The 22,796-nt window shown below is 74.3% G+C and carries 1 protein-coding gene (only partly in view); it reads right to left on the reverse strand.

Annotated elements, in window-relative coordinates; all coding sequences use genetic code 11:
- On the reverse strand, positions 1–22,791 hold the 5' portion of the coding sequence (locus tag O7598_RS17570) for a type I polyketide synthase (protein WP_269692419.1). Its footprint begins 11,088 nt before the window's first position; the window shows 22,791 of its 33,879 coding nt (coding positions 1–22,791); the start codon lies at positions 22,789–22,791; the stop codon falls past the left edge of the window.
- Positions 22,792–22,796: the final 5 nt, after the last annotated feature.

The raw sequence follows: 22,796 nt of genomic DNA on the forward strand, positions 1-22,796 counted from the left end.
CACCCGGGCGCGGTCCGCGACGTCACACGCCACCACGTCCACCCGCGCCGGCGACAGCTCCGCCACCAACTCGGCGGCACCCGGCGCGTCCATCCCCCGCCGCGACGTCAACACCAACCGCGACACCCCACGACCCACCAGCCAACGGGCCACCTGAGCACCGAGCGCCCCGGTGCCACCGGTGACCAGGACCGTACCGTCCCACGTGCGCGGGGCCGGCGGTCGGGCCGGCGACGGCGCGGGTCGCAGCCGTCGGACGAAGACCCCGGAGGCCCGTACCGCGACCTGGTCCTCGCCGCCGCCGAGGACGCCGGCCAGCCGGTCGCCCTCGCGCCCGCCGAGACCGGCCGGGACGTCGACGAGGCCGCCCCACAGGTCCGGCGACTCCAGCGCGGCGACCCGGCCCGCGCCCCACACGAGGGCCGCGGTCGCGTCGTGCAGCGGGTCGGAGCGGCCGACCGAGACGGCGCCCTGGGTGACGCACCACAGCCGCGCGGCGATGCCGCTGTCGCCGAGGGCCTGCACGACGGTCAGGAAGTTGTGCGGCACCACCGAATCGGCGGGCTCGGCCAGCGACAGCAGGGACACGACGCCGGCGAGGCCCGCCAGGCCCGCGCCCATGGCGGCGAGTTCCTCGGCGAGGACCGCACGGTCCAGGTCCTCGGGCATGACCGGGAGTTCGACGATGTCCAGGCCGGCGCCGCTCAGCGCGGACACCAGCGGGTCGGCGACACCGTCGTGCGGGGTCAGCACGATCCAGGAGCCCGTGGCGGGCCGAGCCGGGTCGGCGACCGGCTGCCAGGTGACGTCGTAGCGCCAGGACGCGACAGCGCCGGCGGCCATCCGGTCGCGGCGCCACTCGGCGAGCGCGATACCCAGCGAGGCCGGTACGTCGGTGTGCAGCAGGTCGTGCAGGCTCTCGCCCTCGACGGCCTGCCAGAACGCCGAGTCGACCGGGTCCGTGGCGGTGGTCGCCGGCAGGTCGAGCGGGGTGAGCCAGTAGTGGTCCCGCTGGAACGCGTAGGTGGGCAGGTCGACGCGGGGCGCGGCGGGCAGGATCGCGGTCCAGTCGACCGGCACGCCGACCGTCCACACCTGGGCGACCGCGTACAGCAGGCTCTCGGCCTCGTCGCGGTCCTTGCGCAGTGCGGGCGCGTACGTGAGGTCCGGCGCGGTCAGGCGCGCCATCGCGGACAGCACACCCGACGGGCCGACCTCGACGGCCCGGGTCACGCCCTGCGCCCGCAGCCACGCCACGCCGTCGGCGAAGCGGACCGCCTCGCGGACGTGACGCACCCAGTAGTCGGTAGTGAACTGCTCGACCGGCTCGCCGGTCAGGTTCGACACGATCGGGATGCGCGGGGTCGTGAACTCGATGTGCGCGATCGCGGCCGCGAAGTCGGCGAGCATCGGTTCCATCAGCGACGAGTGGAACGCGTGCGACACCGTGAGCCGGGTGGCCTTGGCGAACCTGGGCGCCAGTTCGTCGATCGCGTGCGCCGGACCGGAGATGACGACCGAGGTGGGGCCGTTGACGGCGGCGACGTCCACGCCGCCGGCCAGCATCGACCGGACCTCGGCCTCGGACGCCTGCACCGCGAGCATCGCGCCGCCGGCCGGCAGCGCCTGCATCAGCCGGCCGCGCGCGGCGACCAGGGTGACCGCGTCGTCGAGCGACAGCACGTCCGCGACGTGCGCGGCGGCGATCTCGCCGATCGAGTGACCGAGCAGGTAGTCCGGGGTCACGCCCCAGGACTCGACGAGGCGGAACAGCGCGACCTCGACGGCGAACAGGCCGGCCTGGGTGTAGACGGTCCGGTGGATGGCGTCGGAGTCGATGGCGTCCCGCAGCGGCATGTCGAGGAGCTGGTCGAAGCGGGCGCGGATCGCGTCGAACGCCGCCGCGAACACCGGGAACCGATCCGCCAGCTGCAGGCCCATGCCGATCCGCTGCGCGCCCTGGCCGGTGAACAGCACCGCCAGGCCGCCCTCGGCGGCCACGCCGGACACCGTGGGCGCCTGGAGACCGGTGAGGAGGTCGTCGCGGGTGCCGGCGAGCACCACCGCGCGGTGCTCCAGCGCGGCCCGCCCGGTCGCCAGCGACCAGGCCACCGCCGCCGGGTCCAGCTCCGCCACGGTCTGTCGAAGCCGGACCAGTTGCCCGGCCAGCGCCTCCGCCGACCTGGCGGAGACGAGCCACGGCAGCGGGCCGTCGAACTCGGGCGCCTCGACCGTGGCGGGTTGCGCGGCCGGTTCCTGGAGGATCAGGTGCGCGTTGGTGCCGCTGATCCCGAACGCCGACACCGCCGCGCGTCGTGGACTGCCGTCCGGCTCCCACGTCCGGGCCGCGGTCAGCAGTTCCACCGCGCCCGCGCTCCAGTCCACGTGCGGGGACGGCTCGTCCACGTGCAACGTCGCCGGCAGCATCCCGTGGCGCATCGCCAGGATCATCTTGATGATCCCGGCGACACCGGCCGCAGCCTGGGTGTGGCCGATGTTCGACTTGATCGAACCCAACCACAACGGCTGCTCACGATCCTGCCCGTACGTGGCCAGCAACGCCTGCGCCTCGATCGGGTCACCGAGTTTCGTGCCGGTGCCGTGCGCCTCCACCACGTCCACGTCGGCGGTCGTCAGACCGGCGCTGGCCAGGGCCTGGCGGATCACCCGCTGCTGCGCCGGCCCGTTCGGCGCGGTCAGGCCGTTCGACGCACCGTCCTGGTTGACGGCGCTGCCGCTGATGACGGCCAGGATGCGGTGCCCGAGCCGTTCCGCGTCACCACGGCGCTCCACCAGCAGCATGCCGACGCCCTCGGCCCAACCCGTGCCGTCCGCGGCCCCCGCGAACGACTTGCACCGCCCGTCCGACGACAGGCCGTCCTGGCGGGCGAACTCCGCGAACACCTCCGGACCAGTGATCACCGTGACCCCACCGGCAAGCGCCAGATCACACTCACCACTACGCAACGCCTGCGCCGCCAGATGCAACGCCACCAACGACGACGAACACGCCGTGTCCACCGTCATCGCCGGGCCCTCGAACCCGAACGAGTACGACACCCGACCCGAGATCACACTGTTCGCCGTACCGGTCAGGACGTGACCGTCACCGGTCTCCGCGAACAACCCACCCGTGCCGTAACCCGAATTCGACGCGCCCACGAACACACCCACCGGCCGCCCGCGTAGCGAGCGCGGATCCACCCCGGAGCGTTCGAGGGTCTCCCACGACACCTCCAACAACAGCCGCTGCTGCGGATCCATCGCCACCGCCTCACGCGGCGAGATCCCGAACAAACCCGCGTCGAAGCCGGTCGCGCTGTCGACGAACCCACCCACCGCCGCATACCCGGCGGCGTCCGGCACCCGCCAACCCCGGTCCGACGGGAACACCGACATGCCATCCGCGCCCCCGGCGACCAACCGCCACAGATCCTCCGGCGACTCGACCCCACCGGGATACCGGCACGCCATCCCCACGATCACGATGTCTTCGCCGGTGAGCGGCTGCGTCACGGTGGCAACGGGAGCGTCGTCCGAGCCGGCCAGTCCCAGCGTGTCGAGGAGGTGGTCGGCGAGGACCTGCGGCGTCGGGTAGTCGAACACCAGCGACGACCCCAGGTGCAGGCCGGTGGCCGCGTTGATGCGGCTCTTCACCTCCACCGCCGTCACCGAGTCGATACCGAGGTCCCGGAACGCCGTCTGCGGCTCCACCTGCGCCGCCCCGGCGTAACCGAGTGCCTTCGCGGTCTGGGTCCGCACGAGCGCCAGCAGCTCCCGACGCCGCTCGGCCTCCGACAGGCCGGCCAGGCGTGCCGCCAGCGCATCGTCGGCGGGCGTCTCGGGGGCGACCACCGCCAGCTCACCGAAGAGCGGCGCCGGACGCTGCGCGGCGAACGTCGCCACGAACCGCGACCAGTCCACGTCGGCGACCGTGGTCGTCGCGTCGCCGGCGTCGACCGCCAACGCCAGGGCGTGCATGGCCAGGTCCGGGTCCATCGCGGCCAGGCCACGACGGGCCAGGTAGTCGGCGGCATTCGCCTCGCCGGCCATCCCACCCTCGGCCCACGGACCCCACGCGACGGCCGTGCCCACCTTCCCGGCGGCGCGGCGCGACTCCACCAACGCGTCCAACAACGCGTTACCGGCCGCGTAGGCCGCCTGACCGCCACTGCCCCACACTCCGGCGATCGACGAGAACACCAGGAACAGATCGAGATCCACGTCGGCGGTCGCCTCGTCCAGGTGCAGCGCACCCGACACCTTGCCCGACACCACCGCCCCGAACGACTCCTCCGACACGTCCAGCAGGCCCTCCATGCCGGAGACGCCCGCGGCGTGCACCACGCCGGTCAGGCCCTCGATGCCCGCGATCACGGCGTGCACGGCATCACGGTCGGCGACGTCACACGCCACCACCGACACCTCGGCACCCTCGGCGGCCAACTCCGCCACCAGGTCACCGACGCCCGGTGCCCGCTCGCCACGACGCGACAGCAACACCACCCGCTCCGCGCCACGGCGCACCACCCACCGCGCGGCACGCGAACCGAGCGCACCCGTCCCACCGGTGACCAGAACCGTGCCCGACAACGACACCGGGGGCGTCGAACCGACCGGAGACGCGGGCCGCATCCTGCGGACGAACACCCCGGACGCGCGAACGGCGACCTGATCCTCACCGCCGCCGGCCAGCACTCCCGCGAACCGGCGACTCTCACGCTCACCCAGGACCGCCGGCACGTCGACCAGACCGCCCCACGTCTGCGGCAGCTCCAGGGCCGCGACCCGACCCACACCCCACACCATCGACGCGCCGACGTCGGTCACCGACTCGGACCGACCCACCGCGACCGCGCCACGCGTCACCGCCCACACCGGCGCGGTGATCCCGACGGCAGCGACCTCCTTCAGCGCGGCCACCATCGGCCAACCCTCGCCGCCGGTCCAGACCACACCTCGCAGGCCGTCGACGACCGTGACGGAACTCGACCGCACCACCTCGGCACCCGCCGACGCCAGCGCCGCGACGATGTCGTCGGCGTCCGTCTCCGACAGCACCAGCCATGTGCCCGACAGCACCGCCGGCGCCGGCTCGGGCGCCGGCGCCCAGCCGACCCGGTAGCGCCATCCCTCCACCACGCCCTCTGACCGACGCCGGTGACGCCACGCGGACAGGGCCGGCAGCATGCGCTCCAGCGCTCCCGCGTCCACGCCGTCGAGTTCACCGGCGAGGCCCTCGTGGTCGCCGCGTTCCACCGCCGACCAGAACGCGCCGTCCTCGGCGCCGGTGATCGCGGTCGTCTCGGCGGGCATCAGCCAGTAGCGGTCGCGCTGGAACGGGTACGTCGGCAGGTCGACCCGTGGCGCGGCCGGCAGGATCGCCGTCCAGTCGACGGGTACGCCCGCGGTCCACAGTCGTCCGGCCGCCTCCAGGACGGTCGTGGCCTCGTCGCGGTCCCGGCGCAGCGCGGCGACGTAGGTGAGGTCCGGTGCCGCCGTCGCGGACAGCACGCCCCTCGGGCCGATCTCCAGGCACCGGGTGACGCCGTGGTCGGCGAGCCAGGACATGCCGTCGTCGAAGCGCACCGCCTCCCGCACGTGGCGCACCCAGTAGTCGGCGGTGAACTCCTCGACCGGCTCGCCGGTCAGGTTCGACACCACCGGAATGCGCGGCGGCGCGAAGTCGATGTGCGCGATCGCCGCCGCGAAGTCGGCCAGCATCGGCTCCATCAGCGACGAGTGGAACGCGTGCGACACGGTGAGCCGGGTGGTCTTCGGGAAGCGCGCCGCGAGCTTGTCGACGGCGGCGGCCCTGCCGGAGACGACAACGGAGTTCGGCCCGTTGACCGCGGCCACGTCGATCTTCCGACGGCCGATCGCCTTGCGCACGTCGGCCTCGGACGCCTGCACCGCGAGCATCGCGCCGCCGGCCGGCAGCGCCTGCATCAACCGGCCGCGCGCCGCCACCAGCGTGACCGCGTCGTCCAGCGACAGCACGCTCGCCACGTGCGCGGCGGCGATCTCACCGATCGAGTGCCCCAGCAGGTAGTCCGGGGTGACGCCCCAGGACTCGAACAGCCGGTAGAGCGCGACCTCGACCGCGAACAGCCCGGCCTGGGTGTGCACGGTCCGGTGGATCGCGTCGGACTCCAGGGCCTCGCGCAGCCCGTCGAAGCGGGCGACGATGCCGTCGAACGTCTCGGCGAAGAGCGGGAACCGCTCAGCCAGGCCGGCGCCCATCCCGATCCGCTGGGCGCCCTGGCCGGTGAACAGGAACGCGGTGCGGCCCGTACCGGTGCCGCCGGCTCCGGTTTCGAGGTCCGCCAGCGCCGCCGCGAACGACGCCAGGTCCGATCCCACGACCACCGCACGGTGATCGAGGACGGCCCGGGTCGACACCAGCGCCGCGCCGACGTCCGCCGGCCGTGACTCGGGCCGCGCCAGCACGTACTCCCGGAGCCGTTCGGCCTGGGCCCGCAGCGCCGCCGGCGTCCGGGCGGACAGCACCCACGGCACCGGTCCGGCGACCGGCTCGGCCGGGGCCGGCGTGGAGACCGGGGTGGGCGCCTCCTCGAGCACCACGTGGGCGTTGGTGCCGCTGATGCCGAAGGACGACACCGCCGCCCGGCGCGGCCGGTCGCCCGCCGGCCAGGCGACCGGTTCGGTCAGCAGGTGCAGGGCGCCGGAGGTCCAGTCGATGTGCTCGGACGGGGTCCGGGCGTGCAGCGTGCGCGGCAGCTCGCCGTGCCGCATGGCCAGCACCATCTTGATGATGCCGGCGACGCCGGCCGCGGACTGGGTGTGGCCGATGTTGGACTTGATCGAGCCGAGCCGCAGCGGCTGGTCGGCGGGCCGCTGCCGGCCGTACGTGGCGAGCAGCGCCTGCGCCTCGATCGGGTCACCGAGCGCGGTGCCGGTGCCGTGCGCCTCGACCACGTCGATGTCGGCCGGGGTGAGCCGGGCGTTCGCGAGGGCCTGCGTGATGACCCGCTGCTGCGACGGCCCGTTGGGGGCGGTCAGCCCGTTGGACGCGCCGTCGGAGTTGACCGCGGTGCCGCGGACCACGGCCAGCACCTGGTGGCCGTGGCGCCGGGCGTCGGAGAGCTTCTCGACGAGCAGCACGCCGACGCCCTCGGACCAGCCGGTGCCGTCGGCGTCGGCCGAGAACGGCTTGCACCGGCCGTCGCCGGCCAGGCCGCCCTGGCTGTCGAAGCTCGGGAAGATGTCGGCGCCGGCCAGCACGGTGACACCGCCGGTGAGGGCCATCGTGCACTCCCCCGACCGCAGCGCCTGGGCGGCGAGGTGCAGGGCGACCAGCGACGAGGAGCAGGCCGTGTCGACGGTGACCGCGGGACCTTCGATGCCGAAGGTGTACGCGACCCGTCCGCTGATCACACTCGGCGCGGTGCCGGTGAGCGCGTGGGTCTCCGCGCCGTCCGGCAGCGGGCCGGCGGTGCCGTAGCCGGACGAGGACGAGCCGATGAAGACGCCGACCGGCTCACCGCGCAGCGACTCGGGGTCGAACCCGGCCCGCTCGAGGACCTCCCAGCAGGCTTCGAGGAGCACCCGCTGTTGCGGGTCCATGGTCAGGGCCTCGCGCGGCGAGATGCCGAAGAGGCGGGAGTCGAACGCGGTCGCGTCGTCGATGAAGCCGCCCTGGCGTACGTAGTCGGCGGCGTCGGCGGCCCAGCCGCGGTCGGTCGGGAACGGGCCGATCGCATCCGTGCCGTCGGTGACGAGCCGCCAGAGGTCGTCGGGGCTGTTGGCGCCGCCCGGGTAGCGGCAGGCCATGCCGACGATCGCGATCGCGTCGTCGTCGGTGGCGGTCCGGACGATCCGTGCCTGTTGCGGGGCCGGCGCGCCGAGCAGTTCGGTGCGCAGCCAGCCGGCCAGGACGACCGGGGTGGGGTAGTCGAATACCAGCGTGGCGGGCAACCGCAGCCCGGTCGCGGTGTTCAGCCGGTTGCGCAGCTCGACGGAGGTGAGCGAGTCGAACCCGAGGTCCTTGAACGCCCGGGTCGGTTGGACCGCGTCGCCGGAGCCGTGGCCGAGCACCCCGGCGGCGGCCGTGCACACCACGTCGGTCAGCAGCCGGTCCTGATCGGCGTCCGCCAGCCCGACGAGGCGTCGCGCCAGGTCGGGGCCCGTGACGCCGCCGTCGTCGGCCCGGCGGACCGCGGTGGTGACCAGCCGGCGCAGCAGCGGCGGCACCGTCCCCGAGGCCCGTACCGCGTCGAGGTCAAGCCGCGCCGGGACCACGTGCGCGTCGGGCAGCCGGTGAGCGGCGTCGAACAGGGCAAGGCCCAGCTCGTCGGACAGGCCGCCGCCGACGCGCGCGGCCACCGCGCCGCCCATGCCCGCGGCGTTGGCCCACAATCCCCAGCCGAGGGACTGACCGACCAGACCGAGACCGCGACGGTACGAGACGAAGCCGTCGAGGAACGCGTTGGCGGCCGAGTATCCGGCCTGGCCGGCGGTGCCGAACACGGCGGAGATCGAGGAGAAGACGGTGAACAGCGCGAGGTCCCGGTTGCGGGTCAGCTCGTCGAGGTGCACCACGGCGTCGACCTTGGGCGCCATGACCCCGGCCACCCGCTCGGCGGTCAGGCTGGTGAAGACGCCGTCGTCGAGGACACCGGCGCAGTGCACGATGCCGGCGAGGTCGTCGATGCCGTCGATCACCGCGGCCAGGGCGGCGCGGTCGGTGACGTCGGCCGCGATCACCCGCACCCGCGCGTCCAACTCCGGCGCCGGACCGCCGGAACGACTCACCAGCACCAGATCCCGCACCCCGTGCGCCTCGACCAGATGCGCCGCCACCAACGCACCCAACCCACCGGTGCCACCGGTGATCAGCACCGGCCCGTCGACCGGCCGGGGCACCAGGACCACGTTCTTCCCGACGTGCGCCCCACGACTCATCGTCCCGAGCACACCCGGCAACTCCCGCACGTCCGCCACCGTCGGCGGCAACAGCCGCAGCTCCCCCGACTCGAACAACGCCACCAGCTCGGCCAGCATCACCGCCGTGCGATCCGCGCCCGCCTCCGACAGGTCGAACGCCTTGTACCAGACCCCACGCTCCCGCTCGACCTGCGCGGCGTCGCGGATGTCGGCCTTACCCATCTCCACGAACCGACCACCCGGGCGCAGCATGCCCAACGACGCGTCCACGAACTCACCGGCAAGCGAGTCCAACACCACGTCCACACCGCCGAACACGCCCGCGAACCCGAGATCCCGCGACGACGCGATGTGACCGGGCTCGACGCCGAGCGCCTCGACGGCCGCCCACTTCGCCGGCGACGCCGTCGCGAACACCTCCGCACCCCACAACCGGGCCAGCTGCACCGCCGCCGAACCGACACCACCGGCAGCGGCGTGCACCAACACCCGCTCACCGGCCCGCAACCCGCCCAGATCCCGCAGCCCGTACCAGGCCGTCAGGAACGCCATCGGCACCGCCGCGCCCTGCGCGAACGACCACCCCTGCGGCATCCGCGCCACCACCCGGTGATCCGCCACCACCTGCGGCGCGAACCCACCGTGGAACAGGCCGAACACCCGATCACCCACCGCCAGACCCGACACGTCCGGGCCGACCTCGACCACCACACCCGCACCCTCGGAACCCATCACCGCCGACGGGTCGGGATAGACCCCCAGACCCAGCAGCACGTCACGGAAGTTCACCCCCACCGCGCGAACCGCAATCCGCACCTCACCGGCGGCCAGCCCCACGATCGGAACCTCGACGACACCGAGGCTCGACAACGCGCCGTCACCACCCGGGGCAACCCGCCACGACCCGGCAGCCGCCGGCAGGTCGAGCCGGCTCGGCGCGGTGATCAGGCGCGGCGCGAGGACCGTCCCGGCCCGCAGGGCGAGTTCCGGCTCGTCCCCTCGCACTGCCGCGCCGAGCAGCGACCACGAACGGTCGTCGCCGTCGATGTCGACGAGCACGATCCGGCCCGGGTTCTCGCTCTGCGCCGAGCGCAGCAGACCCCAGGCCGCGCTCGCCGCCGGGTCGGCGACCGGACCGGTCGCGGGCACGGCGCCGCTGGTGAGGACCGCCAGCCGGGTGTCGGTGAAGCGGTCGTCGGCCAGCCACGCCCGGGCGGCGTCGAGCGCCTCGGTGGTCAGCGTGTGGGCGGCGGCCGCGAGGCCGTCGCGGTCCGGGCCGGCGATCTGCCACAGGACCAGGTCCGGGAGTTGCGCGGCGTCGCGCAGATCGGCGAAACCGGGGTACGTGGTGGCGGCGCCGGCCCGCTCGTCCACGCCGATCGCGGCGAAGGGAGCCGAGCCGCCCGCCGGGGCGGGCAACGGGGTCCAGTCCACGGTGTAGAGGGAGCCGTCGGTGACCGGCGCCGGCCGCTCCAACGCGTCGGCGGTGACGGCGCGCATCGACAGCCGGCCGATGCGGGCCACCTGCGCGCCCGTGCCGTCGGCCACGTCGATGGCGATGCCGGACGATCCGGTGGCGGACAGCCGCACCCGCAGCACGCCGGCGCCGGTGGCGAGCAGGCGCACGTCCGACCAGGCGAACGGCAGCCGGGTGGCGCCCTCCCCGGCCAGGTCGCTGAGCCCGATGGCGTGCAGCGCGGCGTCCAGCAGGGCCGGGTGCAGACCGTACGCGGCCGCCTCGGGTCGGGCGTCCTCGGGCAGCGCCACCTCGGCGTGGACCGCGTCCGCGGAGCGCCAGGCGGCCCGCAGGCCCCGGAACGCCGGGCCGTAGGCCAGGCCGGCCCGGTCGGCGAGCTGGTCGTAGAAGCCGTCGAGGTCGATGGCGGTGGCGTCGGCCGGGGGCCACGTCGACAGGTCGGCGGCGGGCCGGTCCGGCGTGTGCGCGGTGAGGCTGCCGGTGGCGTGCCGCTGCCAGGGCGCGTCCGGCCCGGTCCGCGACCAGATGTTGACCGGCACGTGCCCGGCCCCGTCGTCGGCGCCGACGCTGACCTGGAGCTGGACCCCGTCGGCGGGCAGCACCAGCGGAGCTTCGATGGTGAGTTCCTCCAGCACCGGCCGCCCGGTCTGGCGTCCGGCCGAGGTGGCGAGTTCGACGAAGGCGGTGCCGGGCAGCACGGTACGGCCGAGCACCACGTGGTCGGCGAGCCACGGCTGCCGCTGGGCGGACAGCCGGCCGGTCAGCAGCAGCCCGTCGCCGCCGGCGATGGACACCGTCGCCCCGAGCAGCGGGTGTTCGGCGCGGCCCAGGCCGGCCGCCTCCATGTCGCCGGTGAGGGCCCGGTCCAGGCGCGGCCAGAACCGGCGGCCCTGGAAGGCGTAGGTGGGCAGGTCGACGCGGGGCGCGGCGGGCAGGATCGCGGTCCAGTCGACAGGCACGCCGATCGTCCACAGCTTCGCGGCCGCCTCCAGCACCGTCGACGCCTCGTCGCGGTCCTTGCGCAGCGCCGCGACGCAGGTGAGGTCCGATGCGGCCAGCGCGGACAGCACGCCCGCCGGCCCGACCTCCAGGCACCGGGTCACCCCGTTGGCCGCCAGCCACCGCATGCCGTCGGCGAAGCGCACCGCCTCCCGGACGTGGCGCACCCAGTAGTCGGCGGTGAACTCCTGCACCGGCTCGCCGGTCAGGTTGGACACCACCGGAACACGCGGCGGGGCGTACGTGATGCTTTCGATCGCCGACGCGAACTCCGCGAGCATCGGCTCCATCAGCGACGAGTGGAACGCGTGCGACACCGTCAACCGGGTCGCCTTGGCGAACCGCGGCGCCAGCGCGTCGATCGCCTCCGCCGGGCCCGAGACCACGATCGACGTCGGACCGTTGACCGCCGCGACATCGACACCGGCGCCGGCGATGACCTCCCGCACCGACTCCTCGGTCCCCTGCACCGCCAGCATCGCGCCGCCGGTCGGCAACGCCTGCATCAACCGACCCCGCGCCGCCACCAGCGTGACCGCGTCGTCCAGCGACAGCACGTCCGCGACATGCGCCGCCGCGATCTCACCGATCGAGTGACCCAACAGGAAGTCCGGGGTGACCCCCCACGACTCGACCAGCCGGAACAACGCCACCTCGACGGCGAACAGGCCGGCCTGCGTGTACCCGGTCAGATGGATCGCCTCGGAGTCGATGGCCTCCCGCAACGGCACGTCGAGGAGCTGGTCGAAACGGGCGCAGATCCCGTCGAACGCGGCCGCGAACACCGGGAATCGCGCCGCCAGCCCGGCACCCATCGAGATCCGCTGCGCACCCTGGCCGGTGAACAGGAACGCCAGAGCACCCTCGGACACCGCACCCGACACCGCAGGCGCCCCGAGGCCGGCCAGGAAGTCCTCGCGCGTGCCACCCAGCACCACCGCACGGTGCTCCAACGCCGCCCGACCGGTCGCCAACGACCACGCCACCCCGGCAGCGTCCAGCCCCGGATCAGCCGCCACGACGTCGCGCAACCGCTCCACCTGCCCGGCGAGCGCCTCGGCCGACCGCGCCGACACCAACCACGGCAACGGACCCTCGACCACGAGCTGCTCGGCCGACGGCCGCGCCGACGGACCGTCGGCCTCGGGCGCCTCGACCGTCGCCGGCTGCTCGGCCGGTGACCGGTCGGGCGCCTCCTCGATGATCACATGGGCGTTGGTGCCGCTGACGCCGAAGGACGAGACGCCGACGCGACGCGGGCGGTCACCCGGCTGCCAGTCGCGCGCCTCGGTGAGCAGCTCGACGGCGCCGCCGGACCAGTCGACGTGGTGGGTCGGCTCGTCGACGTGCAACGTCGGCGGCAGGACACCCGCCTGCAGCGCCATCACCATCTTGACGATGCCGGCCACCCCGGCCGCCGCCTGGGTGTGGCCGATGTTCGACTTGACCGAGCCCAACCAGAGCGGCCGGTCCCGGTCCTGCCCGTAGGTGGCCAGCAGCGCCTGCGCCTCGATCGGGTCGCCGAGGCGGGTGCCGGTGCCGTGCGCCTCGACGGCGTCCACGTCCGTGGGGGCCAGTCGGGCGCTGGCCAGCGCCTGCTGGATGACCCGTTGCTGCGCGGGCCCGTTCGGCGCGGTCAGGCCGTTCGACGCGCCGTCCTGGTTGACCGCGGAGCCCCGGACCACGGCGAGCACGCGGTGCTGGTGGCGCCGCGCGTCGGCCAGGCGCTCGACGAGGAGGATGCCCACGCCCTCGCCCCAGCCGGTGCCGTCGGCCGCCTGCGCGAACGGCTTGCAGCGCCCGTCGGCGGCCAGGCCGTCCTGCCGGCCGAACTCGGCGAACGCGCCGGGGGTCGCCATGACGGTGACGCCGCCGGCCAGGGCCAGGTCGCACTCGCCGTTGCGGAGCGCCTGCATCGCCAGGTGCAGGGCCACCAGTGACGAGGAGCAGGCGGTGTCGACGGTGACCGCGGGGCCTTCCAACCCGAACGCGTACGAGGTGCGGCCGGAGAGCACCGCGGCGGCGTTGCCGGTGCTGACGTAGCTGTCGACAGCGCTGTGCAGCAGCAGGGCCGCGTAGTCCTGGCCGTTGGTGCCGGCGAAGACACCGGTGCGGCTGCCGGCCAGCCCGAGCGGGTCGAGACCGGCCCGCTCGAACGCCTCCCAGCTCGCCTGGAGGAAGAGCCGCTGCTGCGGGTCCATCGCCAGCGCCTCACGCGGGGCGATGCCGAACAGCTCGGCGTCGAAGTCGCCGGCGTCGTGGACGAAGGCGCCGAGCGGTGCGTACAGGCCGGAGGTGTCGGTGGTCCAGCCTCGATCGGTGGGGAAGTCGGCCACGGCGTCCCCGCCGTCGCGCACGAACTCCCAGAGTTCCTCGGGGGTGCGGACACCGCCGGGGAAGCGGCAGCTCATCGCGATGATGGCGATCGGCTCGTCGTCCGCGACGGTGGTCGGGGGCGCGGCCTCGGCGGGAGCGCCGCCACCGCCCAGGAGCACGTCGAGGTGCTGGGCGAGCTGCGCCGCGCTGGGATAGTCGAACACCAGGCCGGCCGGCAGCGTCAGTCCGGTGAGCGTCTGCAGCCGGTCGCGCAGCTCGACCGCGGTGAGCGAGTCGATGCCGAGGTCCTTGAACGCCCTGCCGGGCGCGATCCGCTCGACGGTGTCGTAGCCGAGCACCCCGGCGACGGCGGACCGTACCTCGCCGAGCAGGAGGGCGCGCCGCTCGGCGGCGGTCATGGCCGCGAACCGGGATTCGGACCGGCTGGGCGGGGAGGCGGGTGCCTCGGCCGGAACGACGTCGGCGAGGAACGGGCTGGGCCGGCCGGCGGTGAAGAGCGCGGTGAACTGTGGCCAGTCGACGTCGGCGACGGTCAGGCAACCGGTGTCGGCGTCGACCGCCTCGGCCAGCGCCTGGACGGCCAGCGCCGGCGACATCGGGCGCAGCCCGCGACGGCGCAGGTAGTCCTCGGCGCCCTCCTCGGTGACGAGCATCCCGGCCTCGGCCCACGGGCCCCACGCCACCGCCGTACCGGCCTTGCCCCGCGCGCGCCGCGACTGCACCAGCGCGTCCAGGAACGCGTTGCCGGCCGAGTAGGCGGCCTGGCCGCCGCTGCCCCAGACACCGGAGATCGACGAGAAGACCACGAACAGGTCCAGGTCGCCGGTCAGGGCGTCCAGGTGGACGGCGCCGGCGACCTTGCCCCGGACGACCTCGGCGAAGTCCTCCGCGTCGGTCTCGGTGAGCAGGCCCACCCCGGAGACGCCGGCCGCGTGGACCACGCCGGACAGGTCCGGGATTCCGGCCAGCAGGTCGGCCACCTGGGCGCGGTCGGAGACGTCGCAGGCCACCACCGACACCTGCGCGGGCGAGAGTTCGGCCACCAGGTCGGCGGCGCCGGGGGCGTCCATCCCCCGGCGGGAGGTCAACACCAGGCGGCGTACGCCGCGGCCGACCAGCCAGCGGGCCACGTGCCCGCCGAGCGCGCCGGTGCCGCCGGTGACCAGGACCGTGCCGTCCCACGTCCGGGGGGCCGGTGGCCGGGGCGAGGTCGCCGCGGGCCGCAGCCGGCGGACGTAGACGCCAGAGGAGCGCACGGCGACCTGGTCCTCGGCACCGCCGAGGAGGTCTGCCAGGCGCCGGCGGGTCCGCTCGTCGGTCTCGGCCGGCACGTCGACGAGGCCGCCCCACAGCTCCGGCAGCTCCAGGGCCGCGACCCGGCCGGCGCCCCAGACCACGGAACCCGCGACGTCGGTCAGTGGGTCGGAGCGGCCGATCGACACCGCGCCGCGGGTGACCCACCAGAGGCGGGCCGGCACGCCGCTGTCGGCCACTGCCTGCACCGTGGTCAGGAGACCGTGGTGGGCGTCGGCCGGTGAGCCGACCGGGAGCAGCGACACCACGCCGGCCAGGTCGTCGACGGTACGGGTGGAGGCGGTGATCGCGGCCGCCAGCGCCTGCCGGTCCAGGTCGTCGGCCGTGACGACCAACTCGACGAGGTGGAGGCCGGTGCCGCCCAGGAACGCGTCGGCCGTTCCGGCCACCGGGGCCAGGACGAGCCAGGTGCCGGAGGACGGCTGCGGGGAGTCCGCGACCGGGCGCCAGGTGACGTCGTAGCGCCAGGAGGCCACCTCGGTGGCGGCGAGCCGGTCGCGGCGCCACTCGGCGAGCGCGGCGCCCAGCGAGGCCGGGACGTCGGTGTGCAGCAGGTCGTGCAGGCTCTCACCCTCGACCGCCTGCCAGAACGCCGCGTCGACCGGGTCCGTGTGCGTCGTCGGCAGCTCGATCGGGGTCAGCCAGTAGTGGTCGCGCTGGAACGCGTACGTCGGCAGGTCGACGCGGGGCGCGGCGGGCAGGATCGCGGTCCAGTCGACGGGCACGCCGACGGTCCAGAGCCGCCCGACGGCGGCCAGCAGCGTGGACGCCTCGTCGCGGTCCTTGCGCAACGCCGGGACGGCGGCGAGTTCCGGGGCGGCCATCGCGGACAGCACCCCGGTCGGTCCGACCTCCAGGCAGCGGGTCACCCCGTGCGACGCCAGCCACCGCATGCCGTCGTCGAAGCGGACCGCCTCCCGTACGTGCCGCACCCAGTAGTCGGCGCTGAACTCCGCCACCGGCTCGCCGGTCAGGTTCGACACCACCGGGATGCGGGGCTGGGCGTGGTCGATGTGCGCGATCGCGGTCGCGAACTCGGCGAGCATCGGCTCCATCAGCGCGGAGTGGAACGCGTGCGACACCGTCAACCGCGTCGTCTTGGCGAAGCGCGGCGCCAGCTCGTCGATCGCGTGCGCCGGGCCGGAGATGACGACCGACGTCGGGCCGTTGACGGCGGCGACGTCCACGCCGCCGGCCAGCATCGACCGGACCTCGGCCTCGGACGCCTGCACCGCGAGCATCGCGCCGCCGGCCGGCAGCGCCTGCATCAACCGACCGCGCGCCGCGACGAGCGTGACCGCGTCGTCGAGCGACATGACACCCGCGACGTGGGCGGCGGCGATCTCGCCGATCGAGTGGCCCAGCAGGTGGTCGGGGGTGACGCCCCAGGATTCGAGGAGCCGGAACAGCGCCACCTCGACGGCGAACAGGCCGGCCTGCGTGTACGCCGTCTGATGGATCGCGTCGGAGCCGATAGCGTCGGGCAGCGGCATGTCGAGGAGCTGGTCGAAGCGGGCGCAGATCCCGTCGAACGCCTCCGCGAACACCGGATACCTGGTGTACAGGCCGGCGCCCATGCCGACGCGTTGCGCGCCCTGACCGGTGAACAGCAGCGCCAGACCACCTTCGCCGGTCACGCCCGACACCGCCGGCGCCCGCAGGCCGGCCAGGAAGTCCGCACGGCTTCCGGCCAGCACCACCGTGCGGTGCTCCAGCGCGGCCCGGCCGGTCGCCAGCGACCACGCCACCGCCGCCGGGTCCAGCTCCGGATCGGCAGCCACGACGTCGTGCAGGCGGACGGTCTGCTCGGCCAGCGCCTGCGGCGAGCGGGCCGACACCAGCCACGGCAGCGGACCGTCGACCTCGGGCGCCTCGACCTCCGTCGGTCGCGCGGCCGGCTCTTCCAGGATCACGTGCGCGTTGGTGCCGCTGATCCCGAACGCGGACACCGCCGCCCGCCTGGTGTGGCCGTTCGGCTCCCACGGCCGCGCCGCCGTGAGCAGCTCCACCGCTCCGGCGGACCAGTCCACGTGCGGGGACGGCTCGTCCACGTGCAGCGTCGCCGGCAGCACACCGTGGCGCATCGCCAGGATCATCTTGATGATCCCGGCGACACCGGCCGCGGCCTGGGTGTGCCCGATGTTCGACTTGATCGAACCCAACCACAACGGCTGCTCACGGTCCTGCCCGTACGTGGCCAGCAACGCCTGCGCCTCGATCGGGTCACCGAGTTTCGTGCCGGTGCCGTGGGCCTCCACCGCGTCCACGTCGGCGGTCGTCAACCCGGCGCTGGCCAGGGCCTGCCGGATCACCCGCTGCTGCGCCGGACCGTTCGGCGCGGTCAGGCCGTTCGACGCGCCGTCCTGATTCACGGCACTGCCGGAAACCACGGCCAGGATCCGGTGCCCGTTGCGCCGCGCGTCCGACAACCGCTCCACCAGCAGCATCCCGGCGCCCTCGGCCCACCCCGTGCCGTCCGCGCTCCCGGCGAACGACTTGCACCGGCCGTCCGACGACAGGCCGTCCTGGCGGGCGAACTCCGCGAACACCTCCGGACCCGTGATCACCGTGACCCCACCGGCAAGCGCCAGATCACACTCACCAGAACGCAACGCCTGCGCCGCCAGATGCAACGCCACCAACGACGACGAACACGCCGTGTCCACCGTCATCGCCGGGCCCTCGAACCCGAACGAGTACGACACCCGACCCGAGATCACACTGTTCGCCGTACCGGTCAGGACGTGACCGTCACCGGTCTCCGCGAACAACCCACCCGTGCCGTAACCCGAATTCGACGCCCCCACGAACACACCCACCGGCCGCCCGCGCAACGACCGCGGATCCACCCCGGAGCGTTCGAGGGTCTCCCACGACACCTCCAACAACAGCCGCTGCTGCGGATCCATCGCCACCGCCTCACGCGGCGAGATCCCGAACAGACCCGCGTCGAACTGCGTGGCGGTCGGTACGAAACCGCCGACCGCCGAGTACGACGCGTCGGCGGGAACGGCCCAACCACGGTCGACCGGGAACGTCGACATGCCGTCGGCGCCACCGGCGACCAGCCGCCACAGGTCTTCGGGTGACTGCACGCCACCGGGATACCGGCACGCCATCCCCACGATGACGACGTCGTCGCCGGTGAGCGGCTGCGTCACGGTGGCAACGGGAGCGTCTCCCGAGCCGGCCAGTCCCAACGCGTCGAGGAGGTGGTCGGCGAGGACCTGCGGCGTCGGATGGTCGAACACCAGCGACGACCCGAGGTGCAGGCCGGTGGCCGCGTTGATGCGGCTCTTCACCTCCACCGCGGTCACCGAGTCGATACCCAGGTCCCGGAACGCCGTCCCGGCCTCCACCTGCGCCGCCCCGGAATAGCCCAGGGCCTTCGCGGTCTGCGCCCGCACCAAGGCCAAAAGTTCCCGACGCCGTTCGGCGTCGGACAGGCCCGCGAGGCGGGCGGCCAGTCCGCCGTCCGCGACCGCCTCCTCGGCCACCACAAGCTCGCCGAACAGCGGCGCCGGCCGCTGGGCGGCGAACGTCGGGACGAACCGTGACCAGTCCACGTCGGCGACCGTCGTGGTGACGTCACCGGCGTCGACCGCCAACGCCAGGGCCCGCATCGCCAGATCCGGGTCCATCGCGCTCAGGCCACGGCGCGCCAGATAGTCCGCGGCACCCGCCTCGCCCGCCATCCCGCCCTCGGCCCACGGACCCCAGGCGATCGCGGTGCCCGCCTTCCCGGCCGCGCGCCGGGACTCCACGAGCGCGTCCAACGCCGCGTTACCGGCGGCATAGGCGGCCTGACCGCCGCTGCCCCACACACCCGCGATCGACGAGAACACCAGGAACAGGTCGAGATCCAGGCCGGCGGTCACCTCGTCCAGGTGCAGCGCACCGGACACCTTGCCCGACAGCACCGCCCCGAACGACTCCGCCGTCACCTCGGACAGGTTCTCCATGCCGGACACCCCGGCCGCGTGCACCACACCGGTCAGCCCGGCGACACCGGCCACCACACGCTGGACCGCGTCCCGGTCGGCCACATCACACGCCACCACCGACACCTCGGCGCCCAGGCCGGTCAGCTCGGCGACGAGATCGCCGACACCCGGCGCCTGCTCGCCCCGGCGCGACAGCAGCACCACCCGCGACGCGCCGCGACGCACCACCCACCGCGCCGCACGCGCACCCAGCGCACCCGTCCCACCCGTGATCAACACCGTGCCGGACAGCGCCACCGGAGCCACCGAACCCACCGGAGACGCCTGCCGTAACCTGCGGACGAACACCCCCGACGGACGAACGGCGACCTGGTCCTCACCGGCCCCGGCGAGCACCGCCGCGAAGCGGCGACCCTCCCGCTCCCCCAGGACCGCCGGAACGTCGACCAGACCGCCCCACGACTGCGGCATCTCCAGCGCGGCGACCCGGCCCACACCCCACACCGTCGCGGCGGGGACATCGGTCACCGACTCCGACCGACCCACCGCGACCGCGCCACGGGTCACCGCCCACACCGGCGCGGTGATGCCCGCGGCGGCGACCTCCTGCAACGCGGCAACCAGCGGCCAACCCTCACCGCCGACCCACACCACACCGCGCAGGCCGTCCACCGCCGACACCGAACCCGCCCGCACATCGTCGGACGCCATCACCGAGCTCGTCCGCGCATCGTCGGACGCCATCACCGAGCTCGCCCGCGCATCGTCGGACGCCATCACCGAGCTCGCCCGCGCATCGTCGAACGCCGCCACCGAGCCGGCCCGCACCACCTCGGCACCCGCCGACGCCAGCGCGGACACCACGTCATCCGCCGGCGTGTCCGACACCACCAGCCACGTACCCGACAGCACCGCCGACGCCGGCTCCCCCGCCGGCGCCCAGCCGACCCGGTACCGCCAGCCCTCCACCACGGCCTGCGAACGACGGCGGCGACGCCACGCGGACAGGGACGGCAGGAGGCCGTCCAACGCCGCCGCGTCGTCGGCGGTCAGGCCCAGCTCGGCGACGAGCCCGTCCCGGTCGGCCGCTTCCACCGCGGACCAGAAGCCACTGTCGTCGCCGCCCGGCGCCGGCGCCGGCTCGGACGGGGTGAGCCAGTAGCGGTCCCGCTGGAAGGCGTAGGTCGGCAGGTCGACAGGCACGCCACCCCACCCGGCGAACATGGCCGGCCAGTCCACTGTCACTCCGGCGGTGTGCAGGCGGCCCAGCGCGACCAGCAGCGCCTCGGTCTCGTCCCGGTCCTTCCGGAGCGCCGCGACGCAGAGCCCGTCGGCGATCGCGTCCTGGGCGGGGCCACTGAGCACGGCGGCGGGCCCGACCTCCACGCAGCGGGTCACCCCGTGCGACGCCAGCCAGGTCATGCCGTCGGCGAAGCGCACCGCCTCGCGCACGTGCCGCACCCAGTAGTCGGCGTCGAACTCCTCGACCGGCTCACCGGTCAGGTTCGACACCACCGGAATACGCGGCACCCCGAACTCGATGTGCCCGATCGCGGCCGCGAAGTCCGCGAGCATCGGCGCCATCAGCGACGAGTGGAACGCGTGCGACACCGTCAACCGGGTCGCCTTGACGAACCGTGGCGCCAACGCGTCGATCTTCTCCTCCGGGCCGGAGACGACGACAGAGGTCGGGCCGTTGACCGCCGCGACGTCGACACCCGTGCCGGCGATGATCTGCCTCACCGACTCCTCGGACGCCTGCACCGCGAGCATCGCCCCGCCGGCCGGCAACGCCTGCATCAGCCGGCCCCGCGCCGCCACCAACGTGACCGCGTCGTCGAGCGACAGCACCCCCGCGACGTGCGCGGCGGCGACCTCACCGATCGAGTGGCCCAGCAGGTAGTCGGGCGTGACCCCCCACGACTCCAGCAGCCGGAACAACGCCACCTCGACCGCGAACAGCCCGGCCTGGGTGTGCACGGTCCGATGGATCGCCTCGGACTCCAGCGCCTCCCGCAGCCCGTCGAAGCGGGCGACGATGCCGTCGAACACCTCCGCGAACACCGGGAACCGCGCCGACAGCCCGGCGCCCATCCCGACCCGCTGCGCGCCCTGACCGGTGAACAGGAACGCGGTCCGGCCCGCGACCAGGCCGCCCTCGACCTCGGCGAGCGCCGCCGCGAAGGACGCGAGATCCGACCCGACGACGACCGCACGGTGCTCCAGCGACGCCCGCGACGACACCAGCGCCGCGCCCACGTCCACCGGCCGCAGCTCCGGGCGCGCCAGCGCGTACGCCCGCAGCCGTTCGGCCTGGGCCCGCAACGCCTCCGGCGTCCGCGCGGACAGCACCCACGGGAGCACCGACGGGGCCTCCACAACCGGTCGTGCCTCGGCCACCGACGGAGCGGACTCGCCCTCGTCGTCGCCGAACTCGTCCTCGACCGGGGCGGTGGCGGACGGCGCCTCCTCCAGGATGACGTGCGCGTTGGTGCCGCTGACGCCGAAGGACGAGATGCCGGCCCGGCGCGGGGACTCGCCGGGGGCCCACGGGCGGGCCTCGGTGAGCAGCTCGACCGCGCCCGCGGTCCAGTCCACGTGACTGCTCGGCGCGTCCACGTGCAGGGTGCGCGGCATGGTGTCGTGCCGCATCGCCATGACCATCTTGATCAGGCCGGCGGCGCCCGCCGCGGCCTGGGTGTGCCCGATGTTCGACTTGATCGAACCGAGCCGGACCGGGCGGTCCTCCGGGCGGTCCTGCCCGTACGTCGCCAGCAGCGCCTGCGCCTCGATCGGGTCACCGAGCCGGGTGCCGGTGCCGTGCGCCTCGACCACGTCGACGTCGGCCGGGCCGAGTCGCGCGTTGGCGAGGGCCTGCAGGATGACGCGTTCCTGGGAGGGGCCGTTCGGTGCGGTCAGCCCGTTGCTGGCCCCGTCGGAGTTGACCGCGCTCCCCCGGACCACGGCGAGGATCGGGTGGCCCTTGCGGCGGGCGTCCGACAGCCGCTCGACGAGCAGCACGCCGACGCCCTCGGACCAACCGGTGCCGTCGGCGGCGTCGGCGAACGGCTTGCAGCGGCCGTCGCCGGCGAGGCCGCCCTGGTTGTCGAACTCGGCGAAGATGCCGGGGCTGGTGAGCACGGTGACGCCGCCGGCGAGCGCCATCGAACACTCGCCCTGTCGCAGCGCCTGGGCGGCCAGGTGCAGTGCGACGAGCGACGACGAGCAGGCGGTGTCGATGGTGACGGCGGGGCCTTCGAGGCCGAGCGCGTACGCCACCCGGCCGGACACGACGCTGCCGGCGGTGCCGGTCAGCAGGTGTCCGTCGGCTCCGGCCGGCAGGTCGGCGGCGCCGAGGCCGTAGCCGGACACCGGGGCGCCCATGAAGACGCCGACCTGGTCGCCGTGCAGGCTCTGCGGGTTGATGCCGGCCCGCTCGACCGCCTCCCAGCAGGCCTCCAGCGTCAGGCGCTGCTGGGGGTCCATGGTGAGGGCCTCGCGCGGCGAGATGCCGAAGAGCCGGGCGTCGAAGTCGCCCGCGTCCAGGACGAAGCCGCCCTCGCGCCGGTAGTCGCCTTCGCCGGTGGCCCAGCCGCGGTCGGCCGGGAAGCCGCCGATGCCGTCCCGGCCGTCGGCGACGAGCTGCCACAGCTCCTCCGGCGAGGTGACGCCGCCGGGATACCGGCAGCTCATCCCGACGATCGCGATCGGTTCGCGCTCGCGGGACTCGGCGACACGCAGCCGGCGACGCGCGTGCCGCAGATCCGTCGTGACCCGCTTGAGATAGCCGAGATACTTCTCTTCGTCCGCCACTCGTT

It is taken from the genome of Micromonospora sp. WMMC241, assembly GCF_027460165.1.
Lineage (GTDB): Bacteria > Actinomycetota > Actinomycetes > Mycobacteriales > Micromonosporaceae > Micromonospora > Micromonospora humi.